Here is a 20,969-nt window from a genome sequence, read left to right as displayed (position 1 = left end):
GGTGATGGGATGATCTGGACCCAGATGCTGACCGCGTTGCTGGCGATCCTGCTGATAACCGTCGGCGCGCTGGTCCACACGCGGAAGGTCGTACCGAACCCGTCCGTCGATGCCGTCGTCGCTCGTCGCGCCGGTGGCCTGATGGTGGTGTCCGGCCTGCTCGGGATCCTCGTTGTGGTCACCACGATCATCCAGACGTCGATGTCGTTGCCGACGAACGCGGCATCGGCAGTCAGGCTGGCCTTGGCATTGGGCGCCGGGGGCACCGTGATCCGGGCGTGTTGGATCGTTCGGCGCAAGCAGGAGAACCGGCACTGAGCAGCCGTAGCAAGAAGGAGAGGTAGGACATGAGGCCGTCGTGGGGCGCGGGCAGCCGGGTGGAGATCGACGTGCGCGGGTTGCCGTCGATCGACTGGCCCGCCCGCGCCCCCGACGGCCCGGGACGTCGGTAGCGTGTCGTCGGCAGTTCGGTCGCCCTGTGGCCGCCTGCCGAGGGCCGGGACGGTGTCGGACACCGAGGCGGCGGGCGGGCGCGGCGTCCGCAGGGCGGGACACGGCGGGCGGTGCGGTGGGACGTAACCCGGTCGTGACAGACTTGCCGACGTGTTGCGTTGGCTGACTGCAGGTGAATCGCACGGTCCCGCCCTCGTCGCGATGATGGAGGGCGTGCCCGCCGGGATCGAGGTGACCACCGGCGAGATCGCCGGTGAGCTGGCCCGCCGCCGCCTCGGCTACGGCCGGGGCGCCCGGATGGCGTTCGAGCGGGACGAGATCGAGGTGATCGGCGGGCTCCGGCACGGCGTCACCCTGGGCAGCCCGGTGGCCGTCCGGATCGGCAACTCCGAGTGGCCCAAGTGGCAGACGGTGATGGCCGCCGATCCGGTGGACCCCGACGAGCTGGCCCAGCAGGCCCGCAACGCGCCGCTGACCCGCCCCCGCCCGGGCCACGCCGACCTGGCCGGCATGCAGAAGTACGGCCACACCGACGCCCGTCCCATTCTGGAGCGGGCCAGCGCCCGGGAGACCGCCGCCCGGGTGGCCGTCGGCACCGTGGCAAAGGCCCTGATCAAGCAGGCCCTCGGCATCGAGATCGTCTCGCACGTGGTGGAGCTGGGCCCGGTCGCCGTGAAGCCGGGGCTGCGCCCGACGCCGCAGGACGCCGAGCGCATCGACGCCGACCCGCTGCGCTGCCTCGACGCGGAGGCCAGCGCCCGGATGGTCGCCGAGGTCGACGCCGCGAAGAAGGCCGCCGACACCCTCGGCGGCGTGGTCGAGGTGCTGGCGTACGGGGTGCCGCCGGGCCTGGGCAGCCACGTGCAGTGGGACCGCAAGCTCGACGCCCGGCTCGCCACCGCGCTGATGTCGATCCAGGCGATCAAGGGCGTGGAAATCGGCGACGGCTGGCAGCAGGCCCGCTCCCGTGGCTCCGAGGCGCACGACGAGATCATTCCCACCGCGACCGGGGTGCGCCGGGTCACCGACCGGGCCGGCGGCCTGGAGGGCGGCATCACCACCGGCGAGCCGCTGCGGGTGAAGGCGGCCATGAAGCCGATCTCCTCGCTGAACCGGGCCCTGGCCACCGTCGACGTGACCACGGGGGAGGCGGCGACGGCGATCAACCAGCGTTCCGACGTGTGCGCCGTGCCGGCCGCCGCCGTGGTCGCCGAGGCGATGGTGGCACTTGTGCTCGCCGAGGCCGCCACGGAGAAGTTCGGCGGCGACTCGGTGGCCGAGATCCGCCGGAACCTGGCCGGCTACCTCGACGCCCTGGTGATCCGGTGAACCGGACGCGGCCGGTGGTCGTCCTCGTCGGGTCGCCGGGTTCCGGCAAGACCACCGTCGGGACGGCGCTCGCCGCGCTGCTCGGGGTGGAATTCCGGGACACCGACGCCGACATCGAGCAGCTGGCCGGCAAGCCGATCCCGGAGATCTTCATCGACGAGGGGGAGGCGCACTTCCGTACCCTCGAACGGGCCGCCACCGCCGCGGCGCTGGCCTCCTGCGCGGGGGTGCTCGCCCTCGGCGGCGGCGCGGTGCTCGCGGAGGAGAACCGGGCCGCCCTCATCGGGCACACCGTGGTGCACCTGAGCGTCGAGCTGCCCGACGCGGTGAAGCGGGTCGGGCTGGGCGCCGGCCGGCCGCTGCTGGCGATCAACCCGCGGGCGACGCTGAAATACCTGATGGACCAGCGCCGCCCGCTCTACGCCGAGGTGGCGACCGCGACCGTGGTGACCGACGGGCGGGCCCCGGAGGAACTCGCCGCCGAGATCGTGGCCCTGGTCAAGCCCTGACCCCACCCGGCACCGGGGTGAGGGGTCAGGAACGGGCCACCACCGGACGCGCCGGCCTCGGGCCCTTCCGCACCGGTCGCCAGGTGGCGAGCAGCGCCAGGGCGAGGGCGATCTCGGCGAGGTCGCCCCCGTAGTACATGACCGTCGCCCCGGCCCGGAGCTGCTCGGGCGGTCCCGGCACGTCCACGGCGAGCCCGGCGTACAGGAGTTGGGCGAGGGCGGCGTGGGCGGCGACGGCGACGCCGAGCACCACCAGCCGGACCGGCACCCGGGGCCGGTGCGGGCCGGGGTCGGGGCCGGCGACCGACCAGGTGAACAGGCAGCCGGCGAGCAGGAAGTGCAGGTGCACCAGGTGGTGCGCCGCCGGGTGCGCCACCGTGGCCCGGTACAGCGGCGTCAGGTACAGCAGGTACAGCCCGCCGACGGTCAGTGCGAGGCCGGTGACCGGGTGGGCGAGCGCGGCCAGGGCCGGCCGGCGCAGCAGCCGGACCAGCGCCCGGCCGCGCCGGCGGTCGACGGTGCGCAGCAGCAGGGTGCCGGGCGCGCCGAGCACCAGCCCCAGCGGCGCCAGCATGCCGATCAGCAGGTGCTGCCATGCGTGCCCGGCGAAGCCGCCCGCCGGCAGGGCGAGCCCGACCGCGAGCAGGCCCGCGCCGGCGCCGAAGGCCGCCGTCCGCCGGTGCGGCCACCCGCCGCCGCCCGGGCCCCGCTGTCGCAGCGCGGCGGCGAGGTAGACCCAGAACAGCGCCAGGGGTACGAGCAGCGCCGGCCCTGGGGCGAACGCGTCGTGGCCGGCGTGGGCCGGGGTCACCGCCGGTCGGCGCAGAGGTCCACGGCCGTGCCGCGCCGCTGCACCAGCCAGCCGCCGGCGACCAACGCCGCGCCGAGCGCCAGGAACCCGAGGTCCCACCAGGTCTGGTACTCGCCGCCGCGCACGTGGTGGATGCCGAGCAGGTGGTGGTCGACGACCCCCTCGACGAGGTTGAACAGCCCCCAGCCGACCAGCGCCCAGCCCCACAGCACGGGGGAGCGCCACAGCCGGCCCCGGGACCGGGTCACCCGGGAGTAGAGCAGGGCCAGGCCGGCCAGCACCGCCACCCAGGTCACGACGTGGAAGATCCCGTCCCACAGGGTGTTCATCTCCAGCCCGGGCACGGTGTCCACCGGGTACGCCTTCACCCCGACGTTGTCGCTTCCGGTACTGCTGAGCATGTGGTGCCACTGGAGCACCTGGTGCAGCACGATCCCGTCGGCGAAGCCGCCGAGGCCGACGCCGAGGATGGTGGCGGGCACCCGGATGTCGGCGCCGTCGATCGTGGCGGGCGCTCGGGTGTCGGTGTCGTCGGTCGTGGGTGTGGTCATCGCGGGTACCTCCGCCTCGTAGGCCGGTGCGTGTTGACGCTGCCCCCCGCTTCTCCTGGCTAAACGCTGCCGAGCCGTGCAGGTCACGCCCCGGTGACGATCCGCCCGCCACGGAGTGGACAGTCGCCGCCGGGCCCCCGCCGGCTGGACTAGGCTGCCGGGCGATGGACGAGGTGACCCGTATTCCGGTCGGCGGCGAGCGGCCGTACGACGTGCTGGTGGGGCGCGACCTGCTCGACGCGCTCCCGACGCTGCTGCCCGACGCGACCCGGGTGGCGGTGCTGCACGCGCCGCCGCTGAAGGGGCTGGCCGACGCGCTCGGCGCCCGCCTGGCCGCCGCCGGGATGACCCCGCTGACCCTGGAGGTGCCGGACGCCGAGGCGGGCAAGGCCGTCGAGGTGGCCGCCGCGTGCTGGGATCGGCTCGGCGAGGCGGGCTTCACCCGTACCGACGCGGTGGTCGGGGTGGGCGGCGGCGCGGTCACCGACCTGGCCGGCTTCGTCGCGGCCTGCTGGCTGCGCGGGGTGCGCTGGGTGGCGGTGGCGACCTCGCTGCTCGGCATGGTCGACGCCGCCGTCGGCGGCAAGACCGGGATCAACACCGCGGCCGGCAAGAATCTGGTCGGCGGCTTCCACCCGCCGGTCGGGGTGCTGTGCGACCTCACGGTGCTCGACAGCCTCCCGCCGGCCGACCTGGCGGCCGGCCTGGCCGAGGTGGTCAAGTGCGGGTTCATCGCCGACCCGGTGATCCTCGACCTGGTCGAGCGGGAACGGGCCGCGGCCACCGACCCGACCTCGCCGGTGGTGCGGGAGCTGGTCGAGCGGGCGATCCGGGTCAAGGCCGACGTGGTCTCCGGCGACCTGCGCGAGTCCGGGGTGCGTGAGGTGCTCAACTACGGCCACACCCTGGCCCACGCGATCGAGAAGGTGGAGAGGTACCGCTGGCGGCACGGGCACGCCGTCGCCGTCGGCCTCGTCTACGCGGCCGAGCTGGCCCGGCTGGCCGGCCGGCTGGACGCCGCGACTGCGGCCCGGCACCGCACGGTGCTCACGGCGCTCGGGCTGCCGACCGGCTACCGGGCCGACGCGTGGCCGCAGCTGCTGGCCGCGATGCGGGTGGACAAGAAGACCCGCGGCTCGCGGCTGCGGTTCGTGGTGCTCGACGGCCTGGCCCGCCCGACGATCCTGGAGGGCCCGGACGACGAGCTGCTGCACGCCGCCTACGGGGGGGTCAGCCCCCGGTGAGCGCGAGGAGTGCAGCGCAGCGGAGCCCCGCAGTCGCGAACGAAGGGCGGTGCCGGTGAGTGCGAGGAGTGCAGCGGAGCGGAGCCCCGCAGTCGCGAACGAAGGGCGGTGCCGGTGAGCGCGAGGAGTGCAGCGGAGCGGAGCCCCGCAGTCGCGAACGAAGGGCGGTGCCGGTGAGTGCGAGGAGTGCAGCGGAGCGGAGCCCCGCAGTCGCGAACGAAGGGCGGTAGAGCATGAGGGTGTACGTGCTGAACGGGCCGAACCTGGGCCGGCTGGGCACCCGCCAGGTCGACGTGTACGGGGCGACCAGCTACGCCGACCTGGTGACGCTGTGCGCCGAGACCGGCCGGGAGCTGGGGCTGGACGTGGTGGTCCGGCAGACCGACGCCGAGCACGAGCTGGTCGGCTGGCTGCACGAGGCGGCCGACGAGGGCGCGGCGGTGGTGCTCAACCCGGCCGCCTGGTCGCACTACTCGATCGCGGTCCGGGACGCCTGCGCGATGCTGCGGGGCCCTCTCGTCGAGGTGCACATCTCCAACATCCACGCCCGCGAGGAGTTCCGCCGGCACTCGGTGGTCTCCGCCGTGGCGACCGGCGTGATCTGCGGCCTGGGCGTCGACGGCTACCGTCTTGCCCTGCACCACCTGGCGGCCCGCCCGGGCGCGGAGGCGGCCGGCGGTTGACGGCGGGCACGGCCGGCGGCGGCAGGCAGTAGACTTGCCAGGTCTGTCCGCCAATTGATGATCAAGGCAGGAAATGGCCTCCACCAACGACCTGAAGAACGGCCTGGTACTCAACCTCGACGGAGAGCTTTGGTCCGTCGTCGAGTTCCAGCACGTCAAGCCCGGTAAGGGTGGCGCATTCGTGCGTACCACCCTGAAGAACGTGCTGTCCGGCAAGGTGGTCGACAAGACCTTCAACGCGGGCACCAAGGTCGTAACTGCGACCGTGGACAAGCGCACCATGCAGTACCTCTACGCCGACGGCGAAGACTACGTCTTCATGGATCTGGAGACGTTCGACCAGATCACCGTCCCCGACGGCACCGTGGGGGATGCGGCCAACTACCTCCTCCCCGAGGCCGAGGCGACCGTCGCCACCCACGAGGGCGTGCCGCTGTACATCGAGCTGCCGACCTCTGTCGTGTTGGAGGTCACCTACACCGAGCCGGGCCTCCAGGGCGACCGCTCCACCGGCGGCAACAAGCCGGCGACCGTCGAGACCGGCGCGACCGTGCCTGTGCCGTTGTTCATCACCACCGGCGAGAAGATCAAGGTCGACACCCGCGACGGCCGTTACCTCGGCCGCGCCTGATGGCCGAGGGCGCCAAGCAGCAGATGCCGGCACGCCGCAAGGCGCGCAAGCGGGCGCTGGACGTGCTCTACGAGGCCGACCTGCGCAACCGGCCTCCGGTGGAGGTGCTCGCCGGCTACCTCGAGCGGATCGAGAAGCCCCACCCGGAGCACCTCGGGTACGCGGTCGGCCTCGTCGAGGGGGTGGCCGCGCACCTGGACCGGATCGACGAGCTGATCGCCAGCTACGCCGAGGGCTGGACGCTGGACCGGATGCCGGTCGTCGACCGCAACCTGGCCCGGATCGCGGTGTACGAGCTGCTCTACGTCGATGAGCTCGACGACCCGGTGGCGATCAGCGAGGCCGTCGAACTGGCCCGGCAGATGTCGACCGACGACTCGCCGCGCTTCCTCAACGGGGTGCTCGGCCGGATCGCCGAGTACGCCACCCGCTGAGCCGACGGCGTCGCCGCACCCGTACGACGATGGAAGGGCCCGTGCCTACCGGCACGGGCCCTTCCGACTGTCGACCCCGGTCAGGAGGCGAAGAACGCCCGCGGGTCGGCGACGAGCACGCCGTGCTCGGTGAGGCGCTCGATCAGCCCGGACGGCGAGGCGTCGTAGACGATCGCCAGGGCACGCAGGTCGTCGGCGCGGATGGAGAGCACCCGGCCGTTGTAGTCGCCGCGCTGCTGCTGGATGGCGCGGGCGTACCGGGCGACGTAGGCCAGCTCCTCGGAGGCCTCGTCGTAGAGCCGCTCCAGGTCCAGCACGATCTTGCTGGTGGGCTCGTGACGCACTCCGCTGCCGTCGGGCAGTAGCTCGGAGACGGGCACCCGGTAGAAGTCGGCCAGCTCGGCCAGGCGGGACACCGTGACGGCGCGGTCACCGCGCTCGTACGAGCCGACCACCACGGCCTTCCACCGCCCGTTCGACTTCTCCTCCACCCCCTGCAGGGACAGGCCCTGCTGCTGGCGGATGGAGCGCAGGCGGGCACCCAGCGACTTGGCGTATTCAGAGGGCATTCGGACACTCCCAGTGCTGCTCGGGGTTCTCCCAGCGATCGCTACGGAGCGTGACGGTACGGGGATTGCGACACGTGGTCAAGTGGTCGTGACCCTGCTGTTGGGAGCGCAGGGTGAGTTATCCCGATTCGCCACCCTGATCCTGGGGTCAGTGCCGGCGGCGGAGGGGCCCGTGACCGCTGGTAACGTGGCGTGAAGCCCCGGCCCGGGCCGTTCGCGGTCCGCCGGAGGTGCCAGACATCCTTTAACGACCCGTCCCGTGAGGCGGGGAAGGAGGTCCGCCGTGGCCTACCCACCGGCTGCCCACCCGTCGCCACCGCGACAACCCTCGGTGAAGGTGATCCTCACCGCAGCGGACGTCTCGCGCGTGGTGGACCGCATCGCCCACCAGATCCTGGAGAAGACCCAGGGCGCCGCCGACACCGTGCTGCTCGGCATCCCCACCCGGGGCGCGCCGCTGGCGGGGCGCCTCGCCGCCCGGATCAGCACCTTCGAGGACGTCGCCGTTCCGGTGGGTGTGCTCGACATCACCCTCTACCGCGACGACCTGCGCCGCAACGCCACCCGCGCGGTCGGACCGACCCAGCTTCCGCCCGGCGGGATCGACGGCAAGCGGGTCGTCCTCGTCGACGACGTGCTGTTCTCCGGCCGCACGGTCCGGGCCGCACTCGACGCGCTCGGCGACGTCGGCCGCCCCGCCTCGGTGCAGCTCGCCGTGCTGGTCGACCGGGGCCACCGGCAGTTGCCCATCCGCGCCGACTACGTCGGCAAGAACATCCCGACCGCGCTGGCCGAGAGCGTGCGGGTCACCCTCGCCGAGACCGACGGCGCGGACGAGGTCCGGCTGTACGGAGAGGCGCTCCCCTCATGATCCGTCACCTGCTCTCCGGCGCAGACCTGGACGCCGCCACCGCCACCCAGATCCTGGACACCGCGGCCGAGATGGCCACCGTCGCCGGGCGCGAGGTCAAGAAGCTGCCCGCGCTGCGCGGCCGGACCGTGGTGAACCTGTTCTACGAGGACTCCACCCGGACCCGGATCTCCTTCGAGGCGGCGGCGAAGCGACTCAGCGCCGACGTGATCAACTTCTCGGCCAAGGGCTCCAGCGTCGCCAAGGGGGAGAGCCTGAAGGACACCGCGCTCACCCTCCAGGCCATGGGGGCCGACGCGGTGGTCGTCCGGCACCCCGCCTCCGGCGCGCCGCACCGGCTGGCCGACTGGGTGGACGGGTCGGTGGTCAACGCCGGCGACGGCACCCACGAGCACCCCACCCAGGCGCTGCTCGACGCGTACACGATGCGCTCCCGGCTGGGCCGGCTCGCCGGCCTGCACGTCGCGGTGGTCGGGGACGTGCTGCACTCCCGGGTGGCCCGCTCCAACGTGCTGCTGCTGTCGACCCTCGGCGCGAAGGTCACCCTGGTCGGCCCGCCCACCCTCATCCCGGTGGACATCGCCGCCGCCCTCGCCCCCGGCACCGACGTCTCCTACGACCTCGACGTCGTTCTCCCCGACGTGGACGTGGTGATGATGCTGCGGGTGCAGCGGGAGCGGATGAACGACTCCTACTTCCCCTCCGCCCGCGAGTACGCCCGCCGCTACGGGCTCGACGGGCCGCGGATGCGTCGGCTGCCCGAACACGCGATCGTCATGCACCCCGGGCCGATGAACCGGGGCATGGAGATCACGCCCGAGGTCGCCGACTCGCCCCGCTCCACCATCGTCGAACAGGTCGCCAACGGGGTCTCCGTGCGGATGGCCGTCCTCTATCTCCTGCTCGGGGGGAACAAGCTGTGACCGCGTACCTGATCACCAACGTGAGCGTCGTCGGCGCCGCGCCGACCGACCTGCTGATCCGCGACGGCGTCGTCGCCGCCACCGGCGCGGGGCTGCGCGCGCCGGACGCCGCCGTGGTCGACGGCACCGGGCTGGTCGCCCTGCCCGGCCTGGTCGACCTGCACACCCACCTGCGCGAGCCGGGCCGCGAGGACGCCGAGACCGTCGAGTCCGGCTCCCGGGCGGCGGCTCTGGGCGGATACACGGCGGTCTGCGCGATGGCCAACACCTCCCCGGTCGCCGACACCGCCGGGGTGGTCGAGCAGGTCTGGCGGCTCGGCCGGGAGGCCGGCCTGGTCGACGTGCAGCCGATCGGCGCGGTCACCGTCGGGCTGGCCGGCGAGCGCCTGGCCGAGCTGGGCGCGATGGCCGACTCGGCGGCCCGGGTGCGGATCTTCTCCGACGACGGGCACTGCGTCGCCGATCCGATGCTGATGCGCCGGGCCCTGGAGTACGTCAAGGCGTTCGACGGGATCATCGCCCAGCACGCCGAGGAGCCCCGGCTCACCGAGGGCGCGCAGATGCACGAGGGCGAGGTCTCCACCCGGCTCGGGCTGACCGGCTGGCCGGCGGTCGCCGAGGAGGCGATCATCGCCCGGGACGTGCTGCTCGCCGAGCACGTCGGCAGCAGGCTGCACGTCTGCCACGTCTCCACGGCCGGCAGCGTCGAGGTGCTGCGCCAGGCCAAGGCCCGAGGCGTCCGGGTCACCGCCGAGGTCACCCCGCACCACCTGCTGCTGACGGACTCCAAGGCGGAGACGTACGACCCGGTGTACAAGGTCAACCCGCCGCTGCGCACCGCCACCGACATCGCCGCGCTGCGCGCCGCCCTCGCCGAGGGCGTGATCGACATCATCGCCACCGACCACGCCCCGCACGCCGTGGAGGACAAGGAGTGCGAGTGGGCGTACGCCCGGCCGGGCATGCTCGGGTTGGAGACGGCGCTGTCGATCGCCCTGGACGTGCTCGGCCCGCAGTGGGAGTTGATCGCCGAGCGGATGTCCCGCGCCCCGGCCCGGATCGCCGGGCTCGACTCCCACGGCCTCGACCCGGCCCCCGGCGTCCCGGCCAACCTCACCCTGGTCGACCCGGCCGCCCGGCGGGTCGTCGAGCCCGCCGAGCTGGCCAGCCGCAGTCGCAACACCCCGTACGCCCGCATGACGCTCCCGGGTCGCATCGTGGCGACCTTCCTGCGCGGCGAGCCGACGGTCCTGGACGGAAAGGCAGTTAAATGAGAAGGCGTTCCGCGATCCTGGTCCTTGAGGACGGGCGCACGTTCCACGGCGAGGCGTACGGCAACGTCGGGGAGACCTTCGGCGAGGCGGTCTTCAACACCGGCATGACCGGCTACCAGGAGACCCTGACCGACCCGTCCTACCACCGGCAGGTCGTGGTGCAGACCGCGCCGCACATCGGCAACACCGGCGTCAACGGCGAGGACGACGAGTCCGGCCGGATCTGGGTCGCCGGGTACGTGGTCCGCGACCCGGCCCGGATCGGCTCGAACTGGCGGGCCACCGGCGGGCTGGAGGACCGGCTCGCCGCCGAGGGCGTGGTCGGCATCGGCGGGGTGGACACCCGGGCGCTGACCCGGCACCTGCGCGAGCGCGGCGCGATGCGGGTCGGCATCTCCAGCATCGACGACGACCCGCGCGCCCTGCTGGCCCGGGTCCGCCAGGCGCCGCAGATGGTCGGCGCGGACCTGTCCGCCGAGGTGACCACGCCGCAGCCGTACGTGGTCGAGGCCGACGGCGCGCACCGGTTCACCGTGGCCGCCCTGGACCTCGGCATCAAGCGCAACGTGCCGCGCCGGCTCGCCGCGCGCGGGGTCACCACCCACGTGCTGCCCGCCTCGTCGAGCATCGACGACCTGCTCGCCACGGGTGCGGACGCGGTGTTCATCTCACCCGGTCCGGGCGACCCGGCCACCGCGGACGGCCCCGTCGGGCTCGCCCGGGAGGTGCTGAGCCGGCGGATCCCGTTGTTCGGCATCTGCTTCGGCAGCCAGATCCTCGGCCGGGCGCTGGGCTTCGGCACGTACAAGCTCGGCTACGGCCACCGCGGCATCAATCAGCCGGTGCTCGACCGGGTCACCGGCAAGGTCGAGGTGACCAGCCACAACCACGGCTTCGCGGTCGCCTGGCCGGGCCGCGACCAGGAGCCCGGCGCAGCGCAGGCCCCGGGCGCGGTCGTCCCCGACCAGGTGATCGAGACCGAGTTCGGCGGCGTCCAGGTGTCGCACGTTTGCCTCAACGACAACGTGGTCGAGGGGCTGCGGGCGAGGGACGTGCCCGCCTTCACCGTCCAGTACCACCCGGAGGCAGCGGCCGGCCCGCACGACGCGGACTACCTCTTCGACCGCTTCGCCGAGCTCATCGAGGGCCGGACCCACAGCGAGGGGCGCACGAATGCCTAAGCGGACCGATCTCAAGCACATCCTGGTGATCGGCTCCGGGCCGATCGTCATCGGGCAGGCCTGCGAGTTCGACTACTCGGGCACCCAGGCGTGCCAGGTGCTGCGCAGCGAGGGGATCCGGGTCAGCCTGGTCAACTCCAACCCGGCGACCATCATGACCGACCCGGAGTTCGCCGACGCCACGTACGTCGAGCCGATCACCCCGGAGTTCGTCGAGCTGGTCATCGCCAAGGAACGCCCCGACGCCCTGCTGGCCACCCTCGGCGGGCAGACCGCGCTGAACACCGCGGTCGCCCTGCACTCCGCGGGCGTGCTGGAGAAGTACGGCGTGGAGTTGATCGGCGCGAACATCGACGCCATCAACCGGGGCGAGGACCGGCAGCTCTTCAAGGACGTCGTGGCGAAGGCCGGTGCCCGGATCGGCATCGCCGACCCGACCGGCCTGGTGCCGCGCTCCCGGGTCTGCCACTCCATGGCCGAGGTCGAGGCCACCGTCGCCGAGCTGGGCCTGCCGGTGGTGATCCGGCCGTCGTTCACCATGGGCGGCCTGGGCTCCGGCATGGCGCACACGGATGCCGACCTGGCGCGGATCGCCGGGGCGGGGCTGACCGCCAGCCCGGTGCACGAGGTGCTCATCGAGGAGAGCGTGCTCGGCTGGAAGGAGTACGAGCTCGAACTCATGCGCGACCGCAACGACAACGTGGTGGTGGTCTGCTCGATCGAGAACATCGACCCGATGGGCGTGCACACCGGCGACAGCGTCACCGTGGCCCCGGCCATGACGCTGACCGACCGGGAGTACCAGCGCCTGCGTGACCTGGGCATCGCCGTGCTGCGCGAGGTCGGGGTGGACACCGGCGGCTGCAACATCCAGTTCGCGGTGAACCCGGCCGACGGCCGGATCGTCGTGATCGAGATGAACCCCCGGGTGTCGCGCTCCTCGGCGCTGGCGTCGAAGGCGACCGGCTTCCCGATCGCGAAGATCGCCGCGAAGCTGGCCATCGGCTACACCCTCGACGAGATCCCCAACGACATCACGCACAAGACCCCGGCGGCGTTCGAGCCGACCCTGGACTACGTGGTGGTGAAGATTCCCCGGTTCGCGTTCGAGAAGTTCCCCGGCGCGGACCCGGAGCTGACCACCACCATGAAATCGGTGGGCGAGGCGATGAGCCTCGGGCGCAACTTCACCGAGGCGCTGAACAAGGCGATGCGCTCGATGGAGACCAAGGCAGGCGGATTCTGGAGCGTGCCGGATCCGCAGGGGGCGACGAGGGAGGACACCCTCGCCGCGCTGCGCGTCCCGCACGACGGCCGGCTGTACACCGTCGAGCGGGCGCTGCGCCTCGGCGCGTCGATCGCCGAGGTCGCCGCCGCGTCCGGCGGGGTGGACCCGTGGTTCCTGGACCAGATCGCGGCGCTGGTGGAGCTTCGGGCGGAGATCGTGGACGCCCCGGTGCTCGACGGCGACCTGCTGCGCCGGGCCAAGCGGGCCGGTCTGTCCGACCGGCAGCTCGCCGCGCTCCGTCCGGAGCTGGCCGCCGAGGACGGGGTACGCACGCTGCGCCACCGCCTCGACATCCGGCCCGTCTACAAGACGGTCGACACCTGCGCCGCCGAGTTCGAGGCGACCACCCCCTACCACTACTCGACGTACGACTCCGAGACCGAGGTCGCGCCGTCGGACCGGCCCAAGGTGCTCATCCTGGGCTCCGGGCCGAACCGGATCGGCCAGGGCATCGAGTTCGACTACTCGTGTGTGCACGCCGTGATGGCGCTCAGGGCGGTCGGCTACGAGACGGTGATGGTCAACTGCAATCCGGAGACCGTCTCCACCGACTACGACACCGCCGACCGGCTCTACTTCGAGCCGCTGACCTTCGAGGACGTCCTGGAGGTCTGGCACGCCGAGGACTCGTCCGGCCGGGCGGCCGGCGGACCGGGCGTGGTCGGGGTGATCGTGCAGCTCGGCGGGCAGACCCCGCTGGGCCTGGCGCAGCGGCTGAAGAACGCGGGCGTGCCGGTGGTGGGCACCTCGCCGGAGTCGATCCACCTGGCCGAGGAGCGCGGCGCGTTCGGGTCGGTGCTGGCCCGGGCCGGGCTGCGCGCCCCCGCGCACGGCATGGCCACCTCGTACGAGGAGGCGAAGGCGATCGCCGAGGAGATCGGCTACCCGGTGCTGGTCCGCCCGTCGTACGTGCTGGGCGGGCGGGGCATGGAGATCGTCTACGACGACCCGACGCTGCGCGACTACATCGGCCGGGCCACCGAGATCTCCCCGGACCGCCCGGTGCTGGTCGACCGGTTCCTCGATGACGCCATCGAGATCGACGTGGACGCGCTGTGCGACGCCGACGGCGAGGTGTACCTGGGCGGGGTGATGGAGCACATCGAGGAGGCCGGCATCCACTCCGGCGACTCGTCCTGCGCGCTGCCGCCGATCACCCTGGCCGGCTCGCACCTGACCGAGGTGCGCCGGTACACCGAGGCGATCGCCCGGGGCGTGGGGGTGCGCGGCCTGCTCAACGTCCAGTACGCGCTCAAGGACGACGTGCTGTACGTGTTAGAGGCGAACCCGCGGGCGTCCCGGACGGTCCCGTTCGTGTCGAAGGCCACGGCGGTGCCGCTGGCCAAGGCGGCGGCCCGGATCGCACTCGGCGCCACCATCGCCGAGCTGCGCGCCGAGGGGCTGCTCCCGCCGACCGGCGACGGTGGGACGATGCCGGCCGACGCGCCGATCGCGGTGAAGGAGGCGGTGCTGCCGTTCAAGCGGTTCCGCACCCCGTCGGGCAAGGGCATCGACTCGCTGCTCGGCCCGGAGATGAAGTCCACCGGCGAGGTGATGGGCATCGACACGAACTTCGGCCACGCCTTCGCCAAGAGCCAGGCCGCCGCGTACGGGTCGCTGCCGACCGCCGGGAAGATCTTCGTCTCGGTGGCCAACCGGGACAAGCGCGGCATGATCTTCCCGATCAAGCGCCTGGCCGACCTGGGTTTCGAGATCGTCGCCACCACCGGCACCGCCGAGGTGCTGCGCCGGCACGGCATCGCCTGCGAGCAGATCCGCAAGCACTACGAGTCCGGCGCGGGCGAGGACGCGGTCTCGATGATCCTCGGCGGCGACGTGGCGCTGGTGGTCAACACCCCGCAGGGCTCCGGGGCGAGCGCCCGCTCCGACGGCTACGAGATCCGCAGCGCCGCCGTGACGGCCGACATCCCCTGCATCACCACCGTCCCGGGCGCGGCGGCGGCGGTGATGGGCATCGAGGCCCACATCCGCGGCGACATGCAGGTCCGCCCCCTCCAGGACCTGCACGCCACCCTCCGAGCCACCCGATGACCCGCGGTGGTGTGACCGGGGGGAGGGTGTGGTGATTTTCGAGAAGGTGGTGCGGCCCGGGTTGTTCCGGGTGGGTCGGGGGGATGCCGAGGCGGCGCACGAGTGGACGCTGCGGCGGCTGGCCGCCGTGTCGCGGTCGCCCGTGGCGCTGGCCGGGCTGCGGACCCGGTACGCCGTGCGGGCGCCCCGGACGGTGTTCGGGGTGGAGTTCCCGAACCCCGTGGGGCTGGCCGCCGGGATGGACAAGGACGGTGCGGCGCTGCCGGCGTGGCCTGCGCTGGGCTTCGGCTTCGTCGAGGTCGGCACGGTCACCGCGCACGCCCAGCCGGGCAACCCCCGGCCCCGACTGTTCCGGCTGCGGGACAGCGAGGCCGTGGTGAACCGGATGGGCTTCAACAACGCCGGCGCGGTGGCGCTGGCGGGCCGGCTGGCCGCGCTGCCCCGCCCGATCGGGGTGCCGCTGGGGATCTCGCTGGGCAAGTCCAAGGTGACCCCGCTGGACGAGGCGGTGCAGGACTACCTCGCCTCCTACCGGGCGCTGCGCGGGCACGGCGACTACTTCGCGGTCAACGTCTCCTCGCCGAACACCCCGGGCCTGCGCGCGTTGCAGGACCGGTCGCACCTGGACGCTCTGCTGGCGGCCCTGGTGGGGGAGAAGCCGGTGCTGGTGAAGATCGCCCCGGACCTGACCGACCCGGCGATCGCCGATCTGCTGGAGGTCTGCCTGAGCCGGGGCGCGGCCGGGGTGATCGCCACCAACACCACCCTCGCCCGCGACGGGCTCGCCCCGGCCGACCGGGCACGGGGCGCGGAGCAGGGCGGCCTGTCCGGCCGTCCGCTGGCCGCCCGCGCACGGGAGGTGGTCTCCTTCGTCCACCGGGAGACCGGCGGGCGGCTCCCGGTGGTCGGGGTGGGCGGCATCGTCGACCCCGACGACGCAGCCCGGATGTTCGACGCGGGCGCGTCCCTGGTCCAGCTCTACACCGGGTTCATCTACCGGGGCCCGGCCCTGGTCCGGTCGGTGGCCCGCACGGCCGGCAGGGCGACAACCCCGGCCGACACCCGGTGAACGAGGAACCGGCGACATCGTCCCCCCGCCCTCTTTGCTCTGCTGCAGCGGGCGCAACGGCTGCCGTCCCGCGCCCGGACGGCGGGTGTTGCCTCCGTGGCAGCAGAGCAAAGGGGGGCGGGGGGGGGCGGGTCCGGTCCGCGCGACACGCCCGTGAGGACACGGAGGAGGGTACGCGGATGACGCCCGAGGAGATCCTCGCCGCCGACCGGGAGCACGTGTGGCACCCGTACGCGGCGCTGCCGCCGGCCACGGCGCCGTATGTGGTGGAGAGCGCCCAGGGGGTGCGGCTGCGGCTGGCCGACGGTCGGGAGCTGGTGGACGGGATGTCGTCCTGGTGGGCGGCCATTCACGGCTACCGGCACCCGGTGCTGGACGCGGCCGTCACCGACCAGCTCGGCCGGATGAGCCACGTGATGTTCGGCGGGCTGACCCACGAGCCGGCGGTGCGGCTGGCCGGCACGCTGGTCGAGCTGGCCCCGGAGGGGCTGGAACAGGTTTTCCTGTGCGACTCCGGCTCGGTGAGCGTCGAGGTCGCGGTGAAGATGTGCCTGCAGTACCAGCGGGCCGTCGGGCGGCCGGAGCGGCGCCGGCTGGGCACCTGGCGGGGCGGGTACCACGGCGACACGTTTCACCCGATGAGCGTCTGTGACCCCGAGGGCGGCATGCACCACCTCTGGGGCGACGTGCTGCCCCGGCAGGTGTTCGCACCCGTGCCGCCGGGCGGCTTCGACACCCCGCCCGACCCGGCGTACGTGGCGGAGCTGGCGGACGCCGTGCGGCGGCACGCCGACGAGCTGGCCGCCGTGATCGTCGAGCCGGTGGTGCAGGGCGCCGGTGGGATGCGCTTCCACCACCCGGAGTACCTGCGGGTGCTGCGCGAGGTGACCCGGGCCCATGGCGTGCTGCTGGTCTTCGACGAGATCGCCACCGGCTTCGGCCGCACCGGGACGATGTTCGCCGCCGAGCATGCCGGGGTGAGCCCCGATGTGCTCTGCGTCGGCAAGGCGCTCACCGGCGGGTACCTGACGCTGGCCGCCGCGCTGTGCACGGCGGAGGTGGCGTGGGGCATCTCCCGTGACGGGGTGCTGGCGCACGGGCCGACGTTCATGGGCAATCCGCTCGCCTGCGCGGTCGCCAACGCCTCCATCGGGCTGCTGCGGGCCGGAGACTGGGCCGCCGAGGTGTCGAGGGTGGGCGCGGGCCTGCGGGCCGGTCTGGAGCCGCTGCGGGGCGCGCCGGGGGTGGCCGACGTGCGGGTGCTCGGCGCGATCGGCGTGGTCCAGCTCGACCACGAGGTGGACCTCGCGAAGGCCACCGCCGCCGCGGTGGAGCAGGGGGTCTGGCTGCGGCCGTTCCGCGACCTGGTCTACACCATGCCCCCGTACGTCACCGGCGACGCCGACGTCGCCCGGATCGCGGCCGGGATCGCCGCCGCCGTGGCGGTCGGCTGACCCGCGCCGCTGGTCCACCGGTCCGGCTTGGCATGTCCCGGATCGGTCAGCCGCGCCGGTTGCGGCGCGCGTCGGTGCGCGGCGGGCGCCGCGCACCGGGGAGAGATCGAGAGAGGGAGAGGTTGGATGGAGAGCTTCGGTGGCCGGTTGCACCGGGCGGTGGCGGAGCGTGGGCCGTTGTGTGTGGGCATCGACCCGCATCCGGGGCTGCTGGCCCGGTGGGGCCTGTCGGACGACGTCAACGGGTTGGAGCGCTTCAGCCGCACCGTGGTGGAGGCGATCGGCGACCAGGTCGCGGTCGTCAAGCCCCAGTCCGCGTTCTTTGAGCGCTTCGGCTCCCGCGGCGTGTCCGTACTGGAGTCAACTATCCGACAGTTGCGGGATTCCGGCTCGCTCGTTCTGCTTGACGTCAAGCGCGGGGACATCGGTTCGACCGTCGCGGCGTACGCCGCCGCGTACCTGGATCCATCCAGCCCGCTGTATGTCGACGCGCTCACGGCGAGCCCCTACCTGGGAGTAGGGTCGCTGGCGCCGATGTTCGAGCTCGCCGCCACGCACGGCGGCGGGGTCTTCGTCCTGGCGCTGACGTCCAACCCGGAGGGGGCCGCGGTGCAGCGCGCCCGCACCGCCGACGGGCGCACCGTCGCACAGACGGTGATCGACGAGATTACGCAGCTCAACCGGGGTGCCGAGCCGCTCGGCAGCTTCGGCCTGGTGGTCGGCGCGACCATCGGTGAGACGGGCCACGACCTCTCCGCCGTGCACGGTCCGCTGCTCGCTCCGGGGCTCGGCGCGCAGGGCGCCACGGCGGCCGATCTGCGTACGGTCTTCGGTTCCAGCCTGCCGTCGGTGCTGCCGTCGTACTCCCGCGAGGTGCTGCACGCCGGGCCCGACGTGGCCGCCCTACGAGCCGCCGCGGACCGGGTCCTGACCGAGTGCCGGGCCGCACTCGGCGAGACCTGACTGAGTGAAGGCTCGGTCACTTTGCCGTGGTCGCCGCGCGCCCACGTTGCCGAATGCGCCCGCGAACGCTAGTTTTCCCCGCGCCGGGAACCATGGACCCCTTTGGTTCCCGGCGACTTCACGTTTCACAGCTGCGGCGTGGCGTCCCGCCCGTCGCTATAGGGACCTGAGGAGAACTGGTGCCCCTCCCGTCACTGACCCCCGAGCAGCGCGCAGCCGCGCTCGAAAAGGCTGCGGAGATCCGCAAGGCCCGTGCTGAGCTGAAGGAGCAGCTCAAGCAGGGCAAGACCACCCTCGCCTCCGTTCTCGCGCGGGCCGAGGGCGACGACGTCGTCGGCAAGCTCAAGGTTTCGGCCGTTCTGCAGGCGATGCCGGGTATCGGCAAGATCCGGGCCACCCAGATCATGGAGAAGCTCAAGATCGCCGACAGCCGCCGGCTGCGGGGCCTGGGCGAGCAGCAGCGCAAGGCGCTGCTCGGCGAGTTCGCCGCCAACTGAGCACGACGGGTTCGCCGTCACCTGACCACGGCAGCGTGTAGAAACGAGCCGTGAGAACGGATGACGAGGCGCGCCCGGCGGCTCGGCTCACCGTCCTGGCCGGCCCCGCCGGGGCCGGCGTGGGCAGTGTCGTCGAGCTGTTCCGGGCGCGTTCTCCGTCGGTGTGGACGCCGGTGCCGGCCACCACCCGCCCTCGCCGGGCGGGTGAGCGGCACGGCGTCGACCGGCTGTTCCTCGACCCGACGGAGTTCGACCGGCTGATCGCCGCCGGTCGGCTGCTGGAGTGGACCCGGGTCGGGCCGCACGCCCGCGGCACCCCGGCCGGGCCGGTCCTCGCGCGGCTCGCCGCAGGCCGGCCGGTGCTGCTCCCGCTCGACCTGCGCGGCGCGCTCGCCGTCCGTGCGGCGCGCCCGGACGTCCGACTGATCCTGCTCGCCCCGCCCGGCTGGCGGCCGGAGCCCGCCGTCGCGGCCGTGACCGAGCACGTCGTGGCGCACGACCTGACCGGGCGGGCGGTCGACGGGCTGGTAGGCTTGCTCGGTTCTTCTTTCCCGGCTCCGGCTCAACCGCGTCTGCGTGGTTGAGCGACCCACCGCGTCCGCGCGGTAACAGAGACGCAGAGGTTATTTCGTGGGATCCATCGCCAACCCCGAAGGCATCACCAACCCGCCGATCGACGAGCTCCTTGAGAAGACGACGTCGAAGTACGCCCTGGTGATCTTCGCCGCCAAGCGGGCCCGCCAGGTCAACGCCTACTACAGCCAGCTCGGCGAGGGCCTGCTGGAGTACGTCGGCCCCCTGGTGGAGACCACCCCCCAGGAGAAGCCCCTCTCCATCGCGATGCGCGAGATCAACGGGGGCCTGCTGACCGCCGAGCCCACCGACCAGCCGTAGTCCCGCCGCGCGTCGATGTCCGCCGAGATCGTCCTGGGAGTCGGCGGCGGCGTCGCCGCCTACAAGGCGTGTGAGCTGCTGCGGTTGTTCACCGAGTCGGGGCACCGGGTCCGCGTCGTGCCGACCGCGTCGGCGCTCCGCTTCGTCGGGGCGCCGACCTGGGCCGCCCTGTCCGGCCAGCCGGTCGCCGACGACGTCTGGTCGGACGTGCACGAGGTGCCGCACGTCCGGCTCGGGCAACGGGCCGATCTCGTCGTGGTCGCCCCCGCCACCGCCGACCTGCTCGCCCGCGCCGCCCACGGCCTCGCCGACGACCTGCTCACCAACACGCTGCTCACGGCCCGCTGCCCGGTGCTGCTCGCCCCGGCGATGCACACCGAGATGTGGGAGAACGCGGCCACCGTGGCCAACGTCGCCACGCTGCGCTCCCGGGGTGTCCGGGTGATCGAGCCCGCCGTCGGCCGGCTCACCGGCGCCGACAGCGGCAAGGGGCGGCTGCCGGACCCGGCCGAGATCTTCGCCGTCGCCCGGCGGGCGCTGGCCCGCGGCGTCGCCGCCCCGGCCGACCTGGCCGGCCGCCACGTGGTGGTGACCGCCGGCGGCACCCGGGAGCCGCTCGACCCGGTCCGGTTCCTGGGTAACCGCTCGTCCGGCAAACAGGGGTACGCCTTCGCCCGCGCCGCGGTCGCCCGTGGCGCCCGGGTCACCCTGGTGTCCGCCAACGTGACGCTCGCCGACCCGGCCGGCGTCGACCTGGTCCGGGTCGGCACCACCGAGGAGTTGCGCGAGGCGACCCTGAAAGCCGCCGCGGGGGCCGACGCGGTGGTGATGGCGGCGGCACCCGCCGACTTCCGGCCCGCCACCTACTCACCGGGCAAAATCAAGAAATCGGACGCCGGGCCACCTACGATCGAACTCGTCACGAACCCGGACATCGCCGCCGAGCTGGGTCGACGTCGCCGACCGGAACAGGTGCTGGTGGTGTTCGCGGCCGAGACCGGCGACGCGGAGGCCAACGGCCGGGCCAAGCTCGCCCGCAAACGTGCGGACCTCGTCGTCGTCAACGAGGTCGGCCCGGACAAGGTCTTCGGCGCCGAGACCAACGCGGCGACCGTCATCGGCGCGGACGGCGCGGTGCACACCCTGCCCGAACAGTCCAAGGAGGACCTCGCCGACGGCGTCTGGGACCTCGTGGTGGCGCGACTGGCCGGGGGTGTCCGCATGGTGACGGCGACCTGACCGATCGAGTGCTGTGCGAGTGTGGACGACTACACTCCACGGAACGACTT

22 protein-coding genes are annotated in these 20,969 nt (G+C 73.1%); 19 read left to right on the top strand and 3 right to left on the bottom strand.

Going from position 1 to position 20,969, the window contains the following annotated elements; all coding sequences use genetic code 11:
• The first annotated feature begins 9 nt into the window (after positions 1-9).
• The 3 genes from ACH4T9_RS25450 (at position 10) to ACH4T9_RS25440 (ending at position 2,291) form a co-directional block, all read left to right on the top strand.
• Positions 10-318 (top strand): hypothetical protein, encoded by a 309-nt coding sequence (locus ACH4T9_RS25450; RefSeq protein WP_396673863.1) that lies wholly within the window; start codon positions 10-12, stop codon positions 316-318.
• 285 nt (positions 319-603) lie between these two features.
• Positions 604-1,782 (top strand): chorismate synthase, encoded by a 1,179-nt coding sequence (gene aroC / locus ACH4T9_RS25445; RefSeq protein ID WP_396673862.1) that lies wholly within the window; start codon positions 604-606, stop codon positions 1,780-1,782.
• A complete protein-coding gene (locus ACH4T9_RS25440; RefSeq protein ID WP_396673861.1) occupies positions 1,779-2,291 on the top strand; it encodes a shikimate kinase in 513 nt (170 codons plus the stop codon). Before aroC ends, ACH4T9_RS25440 begins: the two co-directional genes overlap by 4 nt.
• Before the next feature lie 25 nt (positions 2,292-2,316).
• Here ACH4T9_RS25440 and ACH4T9_RS25435 read toward each other — a convergent pair whose 3' ends face one another.
• Both ACH4T9_RS25435 and ACH4T9_RS25430 read right to left on the bottom strand, forming a co-directional pair.
• Complete coding sequence (locus ACH4T9_RS25435; protein WP_396673860.1) at positions 2,317-3,102, bottom strand: cytochrome c oxidase assembly protein; 786 nt, start codon at positions 3,100-3,102, stop codon at positions 2,317-2,319.
• The gene (locus tag ACH4T9_RS25430; RefSeq protein WP_396673859.1) at positions 3,099-3,653 is read right to left on the bottom strand and encodes a DUF2243 domain-containing protein; all 555 of its coding nucleotides are present in this window, start codon (positions 3,651-3,653) and stop codon (positions 3,099-3,101) included. Before ACH4T9_RS25430 ends, ACH4T9_RS25435 begins: the two co-directional genes overlap by 4 nt.
• A gap of 164 nt (positions 3,654-3,817) precedes the next feature.
• On the opposite strand from ACH4T9_RS25430, the gene aroB reads away from it, so the two are divergent.
• The 4 genes from aroB (at position 3,818) to nusB (ending at position 6,645) form a co-directional block, all read left to right on the top strand.
• Positions 3,818-4,897: a 3-dehydroquinate synthase gene (aroB, locus tag ACH4T9_RS25425; RefSeq protein ID WP_396673858.1), complete on the top strand. Its 1,080-nt coding sequence runs from the start codon at positions 3,818-3,820 to the stop codon at positions 4,895-4,897.
• 233 nt (positions 4,898-5,130) lie between these two features.
• Entirely contained in the window at positions 5,131-5,580 is a 450-nt protein-coding gene (aroQ, locus tag ACH4T9_RS25420; RefSeq protein WP_396673857.1) for a type II 3-dehydroquinate dehydratase, read from the top strand.
• Positions 5,581-5,653: 73 nt separating this feature from the next.
• The gene (gene efp, locus ACH4T9_RS25415) at positions 5,654-6,211 is read left to right on the top strand and encodes an elongation factor P (protein ID WP_396673856.1); all 558 of its coding nucleotides are present in this window, start codon (positions 5,654-5,656) and stop codon (positions 6,209-6,211) included.
• Between the two features lie 23 nt (positions 6,212-6,234).
• Positions 6,235-6,645 (top strand): transcription antitermination factor NusB, encoded by a 411-nt coding sequence (nusB, locus tag ACH4T9_RS25410; protein ID WP_396674064.1) that lies wholly within the window; start codon positions 6,235-6,237, stop codon positions 6,643-6,645.
• 80 nt (positions 6,646-6,725) lie between these two features.
• Here the strand turns inward: nusB and ACH4T9_RS25405 are convergent, their stop codons facing one another.
• Positions 6,726-7,214, bottom strand: a complete 489-nt coding sequence (locus ACH4T9_RS25405; RefSeq protein ID WP_091436620.1) for a transcriptional regulator — start codon at positions 7,212-7,214, stop codon at positions 6,726-6,728.
• 283 nt (positions 7,215-7,497) lie between these two features.
• Here ACH4T9_RS25405 and pyrR point away from each other — a divergent pair, with 283 nt between their 5' ends.
• The 12 genes from pyrR (at position 7,498) to coaBC (ending at position 20,919) form a co-directional block, all read left to right on the top strand.
• Positions 7,498-8,085, top strand: coding sequence for a bifunctional pyr operon transcriptional regulator/uracil phosphoribosyltransferase PyrR (gene pyrR, locus ACH4T9_RS25400; RefSeq protein WP_396673855.1), 588 nt, complete (start codon positions 7,498-7,500; stop codon positions 8,083-8,085).
• Positions 8,082-9,008, top strand: a complete 927-nt coding sequence (locus ACH4T9_RS25395; protein WP_396673854.1) for an aspartate carbamoyltransferase catalytic subunit — start codon at positions 8,082-8,084, stop codon at positions 9,006-9,008. The genes pyrR and ACH4T9_RS25395 overlap by 4 nt, the downstream gene beginning before the upstream one ends.
• A complete protein-coding gene (locus ACH4T9_RS25390) occupies positions 9,005-10,282 on the top strand; it encodes a dihydroorotase (RefSeq protein ID WP_396673853.1) in 1,278 nt (425 codons plus the stop codon). Before ACH4T9_RS25395 ends, ACH4T9_RS25390 begins: the two co-directional genes overlap by 4 nt.
• Positions 10,279-11,463, top strand: a complete 1,185-nt coding sequence (gene carA / locus ACH4T9_RS25385) for a glutamine-hydrolyzing carbamoyl-phosphate synthase small subunit (protein WP_396673852.1) — start codon at positions 10,279-10,281, stop codon at positions 11,461-11,463. The genes ACH4T9_RS25390 and carA overlap by 4 nt, the downstream gene beginning before the upstream one ends.
• A complete protein-coding gene (gene carB, locus ACH4T9_RS25380) occupies positions 11,456-14,803 on the top strand; it encodes a carbamoyl-phosphate synthase large subunit (RefSeq protein WP_396673851.1) in 3,348 nt (1,115 codons plus the stop codon). Before carA ends, carB begins: the two co-directional genes overlap by 8 nt.
• Positions 14,804-14,834: 31 nt before the next feature.
• Positions 14,835-15,872 (top strand): quinone-dependent dihydroorotate dehydrogenase, encoded by a 1,038-nt coding sequence (locus ACH4T9_RS25375; protein WP_396673850.1) that lies wholly within the window; start codon positions 14,835-14,837, stop codon positions 15,870-15,872.
• 179 nt (positions 15,873-16,051) lie between these two features.
• Positions 16,052-17,326 (top strand): adenosylmethionine--8-amino-7-oxononanoate transaminase, encoded by a 1,275-nt coding sequence (locus ACH4T9_RS25370; protein WP_396673849.1) that lies wholly within the window; start codon positions 16,052-16,054, stop codon positions 17,324-17,326.
• A gap of 126 nt (positions 17,327-17,452) precedes the next feature.
• Positions 17,453-18,289, top strand: a complete 837-nt coding sequence (gene pyrF, locus ACH4T9_RS25365) for an orotidine-5'-phosphate decarboxylase (protein ID WP_396673848.1) — start codon at positions 17,453-17,455, stop codon at positions 18,287-18,289.
• Between the two features lie 179 nt (positions 18,290-18,468).
• Positions 18,469-18,786: an integration host factor, actinobacterial type gene (mihF, locus tag ACH4T9_RS25360; protein ID WP_161691465.1), complete on the top strand. Its 318-nt coding sequence runs from the start codon at positions 18,469-18,471 to the stop codon at positions 18,784-18,786.
• Between the two features lie 50 nt (positions 18,787-18,836).
• Positions 18,837-19,370 (top strand): guanylate kinase, encoded by a 534-nt coding sequence (locus ACH4T9_RS25355; RefSeq protein ID WP_396673847.1) that lies wholly within the window; start codon positions 18,837-18,839, stop codon positions 19,368-19,370.
• A gap of 46 nt (positions 19,371-19,416) precedes the next feature.
• Positions 19,417-19,680 carry a DNA-directed RNA polymerase subunit omega gene (gene rpoZ / locus ACH4T9_RS25350; protein WP_074318577.1) on the top strand — a complete coding sequence of 88 codons (264 nt, stop codon included), beginning with the start codon at positions 19,417-19,419 and terminating at the stop codon, positions 19,678-19,680.
• Between the two features lie 15 nt (positions 19,681-19,695).
• Positions 19,696-20,919 (top strand): bifunctional phosphopantothenoylcysteine decarboxylase/phosphopantothenate--cysteine ligase CoaBC, encoded by a 1,224-nt coding sequence (gene coaBC, locus ACH4T9_RS25345; protein WP_396673846.1) that lies wholly within the window; start codon positions 19,696-19,698, stop codon positions 20,917-20,919.
• Positions 20,920-20,969 lie beyond the last annotated feature (50 nt).

It is taken from the genome of Micromonospora sp. NPDC020750 (assembly GCF_044334565.1).
In the GTDB taxonomy this organism is placed as follows: Bacteria; Actinomycetota; Actinomycetes; order Mycobacteriales; family Micromonosporaceae; genus Micromonospora.
This window is presented reverse-complemented; position numbering and strand designations above follow the sequence as displayed.

What these genes read in the sequence shown, in the direction of transcription:
- nusB (WP_396674064.1), top strand. Translation starts at nt 6,235, where the DNA reads ATGCCGGCACGCCGCAAGGCGCGCAAGCGGGCGCTGGACGTGCTCTAC.
- carA (WP_396673852.1), top strand. Translation starts at nt 10,279, where the DNA reads ATGAGAAGGCGTTCCGCGATCCTGGTCCTTGAGGACGGGCGCACGTTC.
- ACH4T9_RS25370 (WP_396673849.1), top strand. Translation starts at nt 16,052, where the DNA reads ATGACGCCCGAGGAGATCCTCGCCGCCGACCGGGAGCACGTGTGGCAC.
- efp (WP_396673856.1), top strand. Translation starts at nt 5,654, where the DNA reads ATGGCCTCCACCAACGACCTGAAGAACGGCCTGGTACTCAACCTCGAC.
- ACH4T9_RS25450 (WP_396673863.1), top strand. Translation starts at nt 10, where the DNA reads ATGATCTGGACCCAGATGCTGACCGCGTTGCTGGCGATCCTGCTGATA.
- pyrF (WP_396673848.1), top strand. Translation starts at nt 17,453, where the DNA reads ATGGAGAGCTTCGGTGGCCGGTTGCACCGGGCGGTGGCGGAGCGTGGG.
- ACH4T9_RS25430 (WP_396673859.1), bottom strand. Translation starts at nt 3,653, where the DNA reads ATGACCACACCCACGACCGACGACACCGACACCCGAGCGCCCGCCACG.
- ACH4T9_RS25395 (WP_396673854.1), top strand. Translation starts at nt 8,082, where the DNA reads ATGATCCGTCACCTGCTCTCCGGCGCAGACCTGGACGCCGCCACCGCC.
- coaBC (WP_396673846.1), top strand. Translation starts at nt 19,696, where the DNA reads ATGTCCGCCGAGATCGTCCTGGGAGTCGGCGGCGGCGTCGCCGCCTAC.
- aroQ (WP_396673857.1), top strand. Translation starts at nt 5,131, where the DNA reads ATGAGGGTGTACGTGCTGAACGGGCCGAACCTGGGCCGGCTGGGCACC.
- carB (WP_396673851.1), top strand. Translation starts at nt 11,456, where the DNA reads ATGCCTAAGCGGACCGATCTCAAGCACATCCTGGTGATCGGCTCCGGG.
- ACH4T9_RS25405 (WP_091436620.1), bottom strand. Translation starts at nt 7,214, where the DNA reads ATGCCCTCTGAATACGCCAAGTCGCTGGGTGCCCGCCTGCGCTCCATC.
- aroB (WP_396673858.1), top strand. Translation starts at nt 3,818, where the DNA reads ATGGACGAGGTGACCCGTATTCCGGTCGGCGGCGAGCGGCCGTACGAC.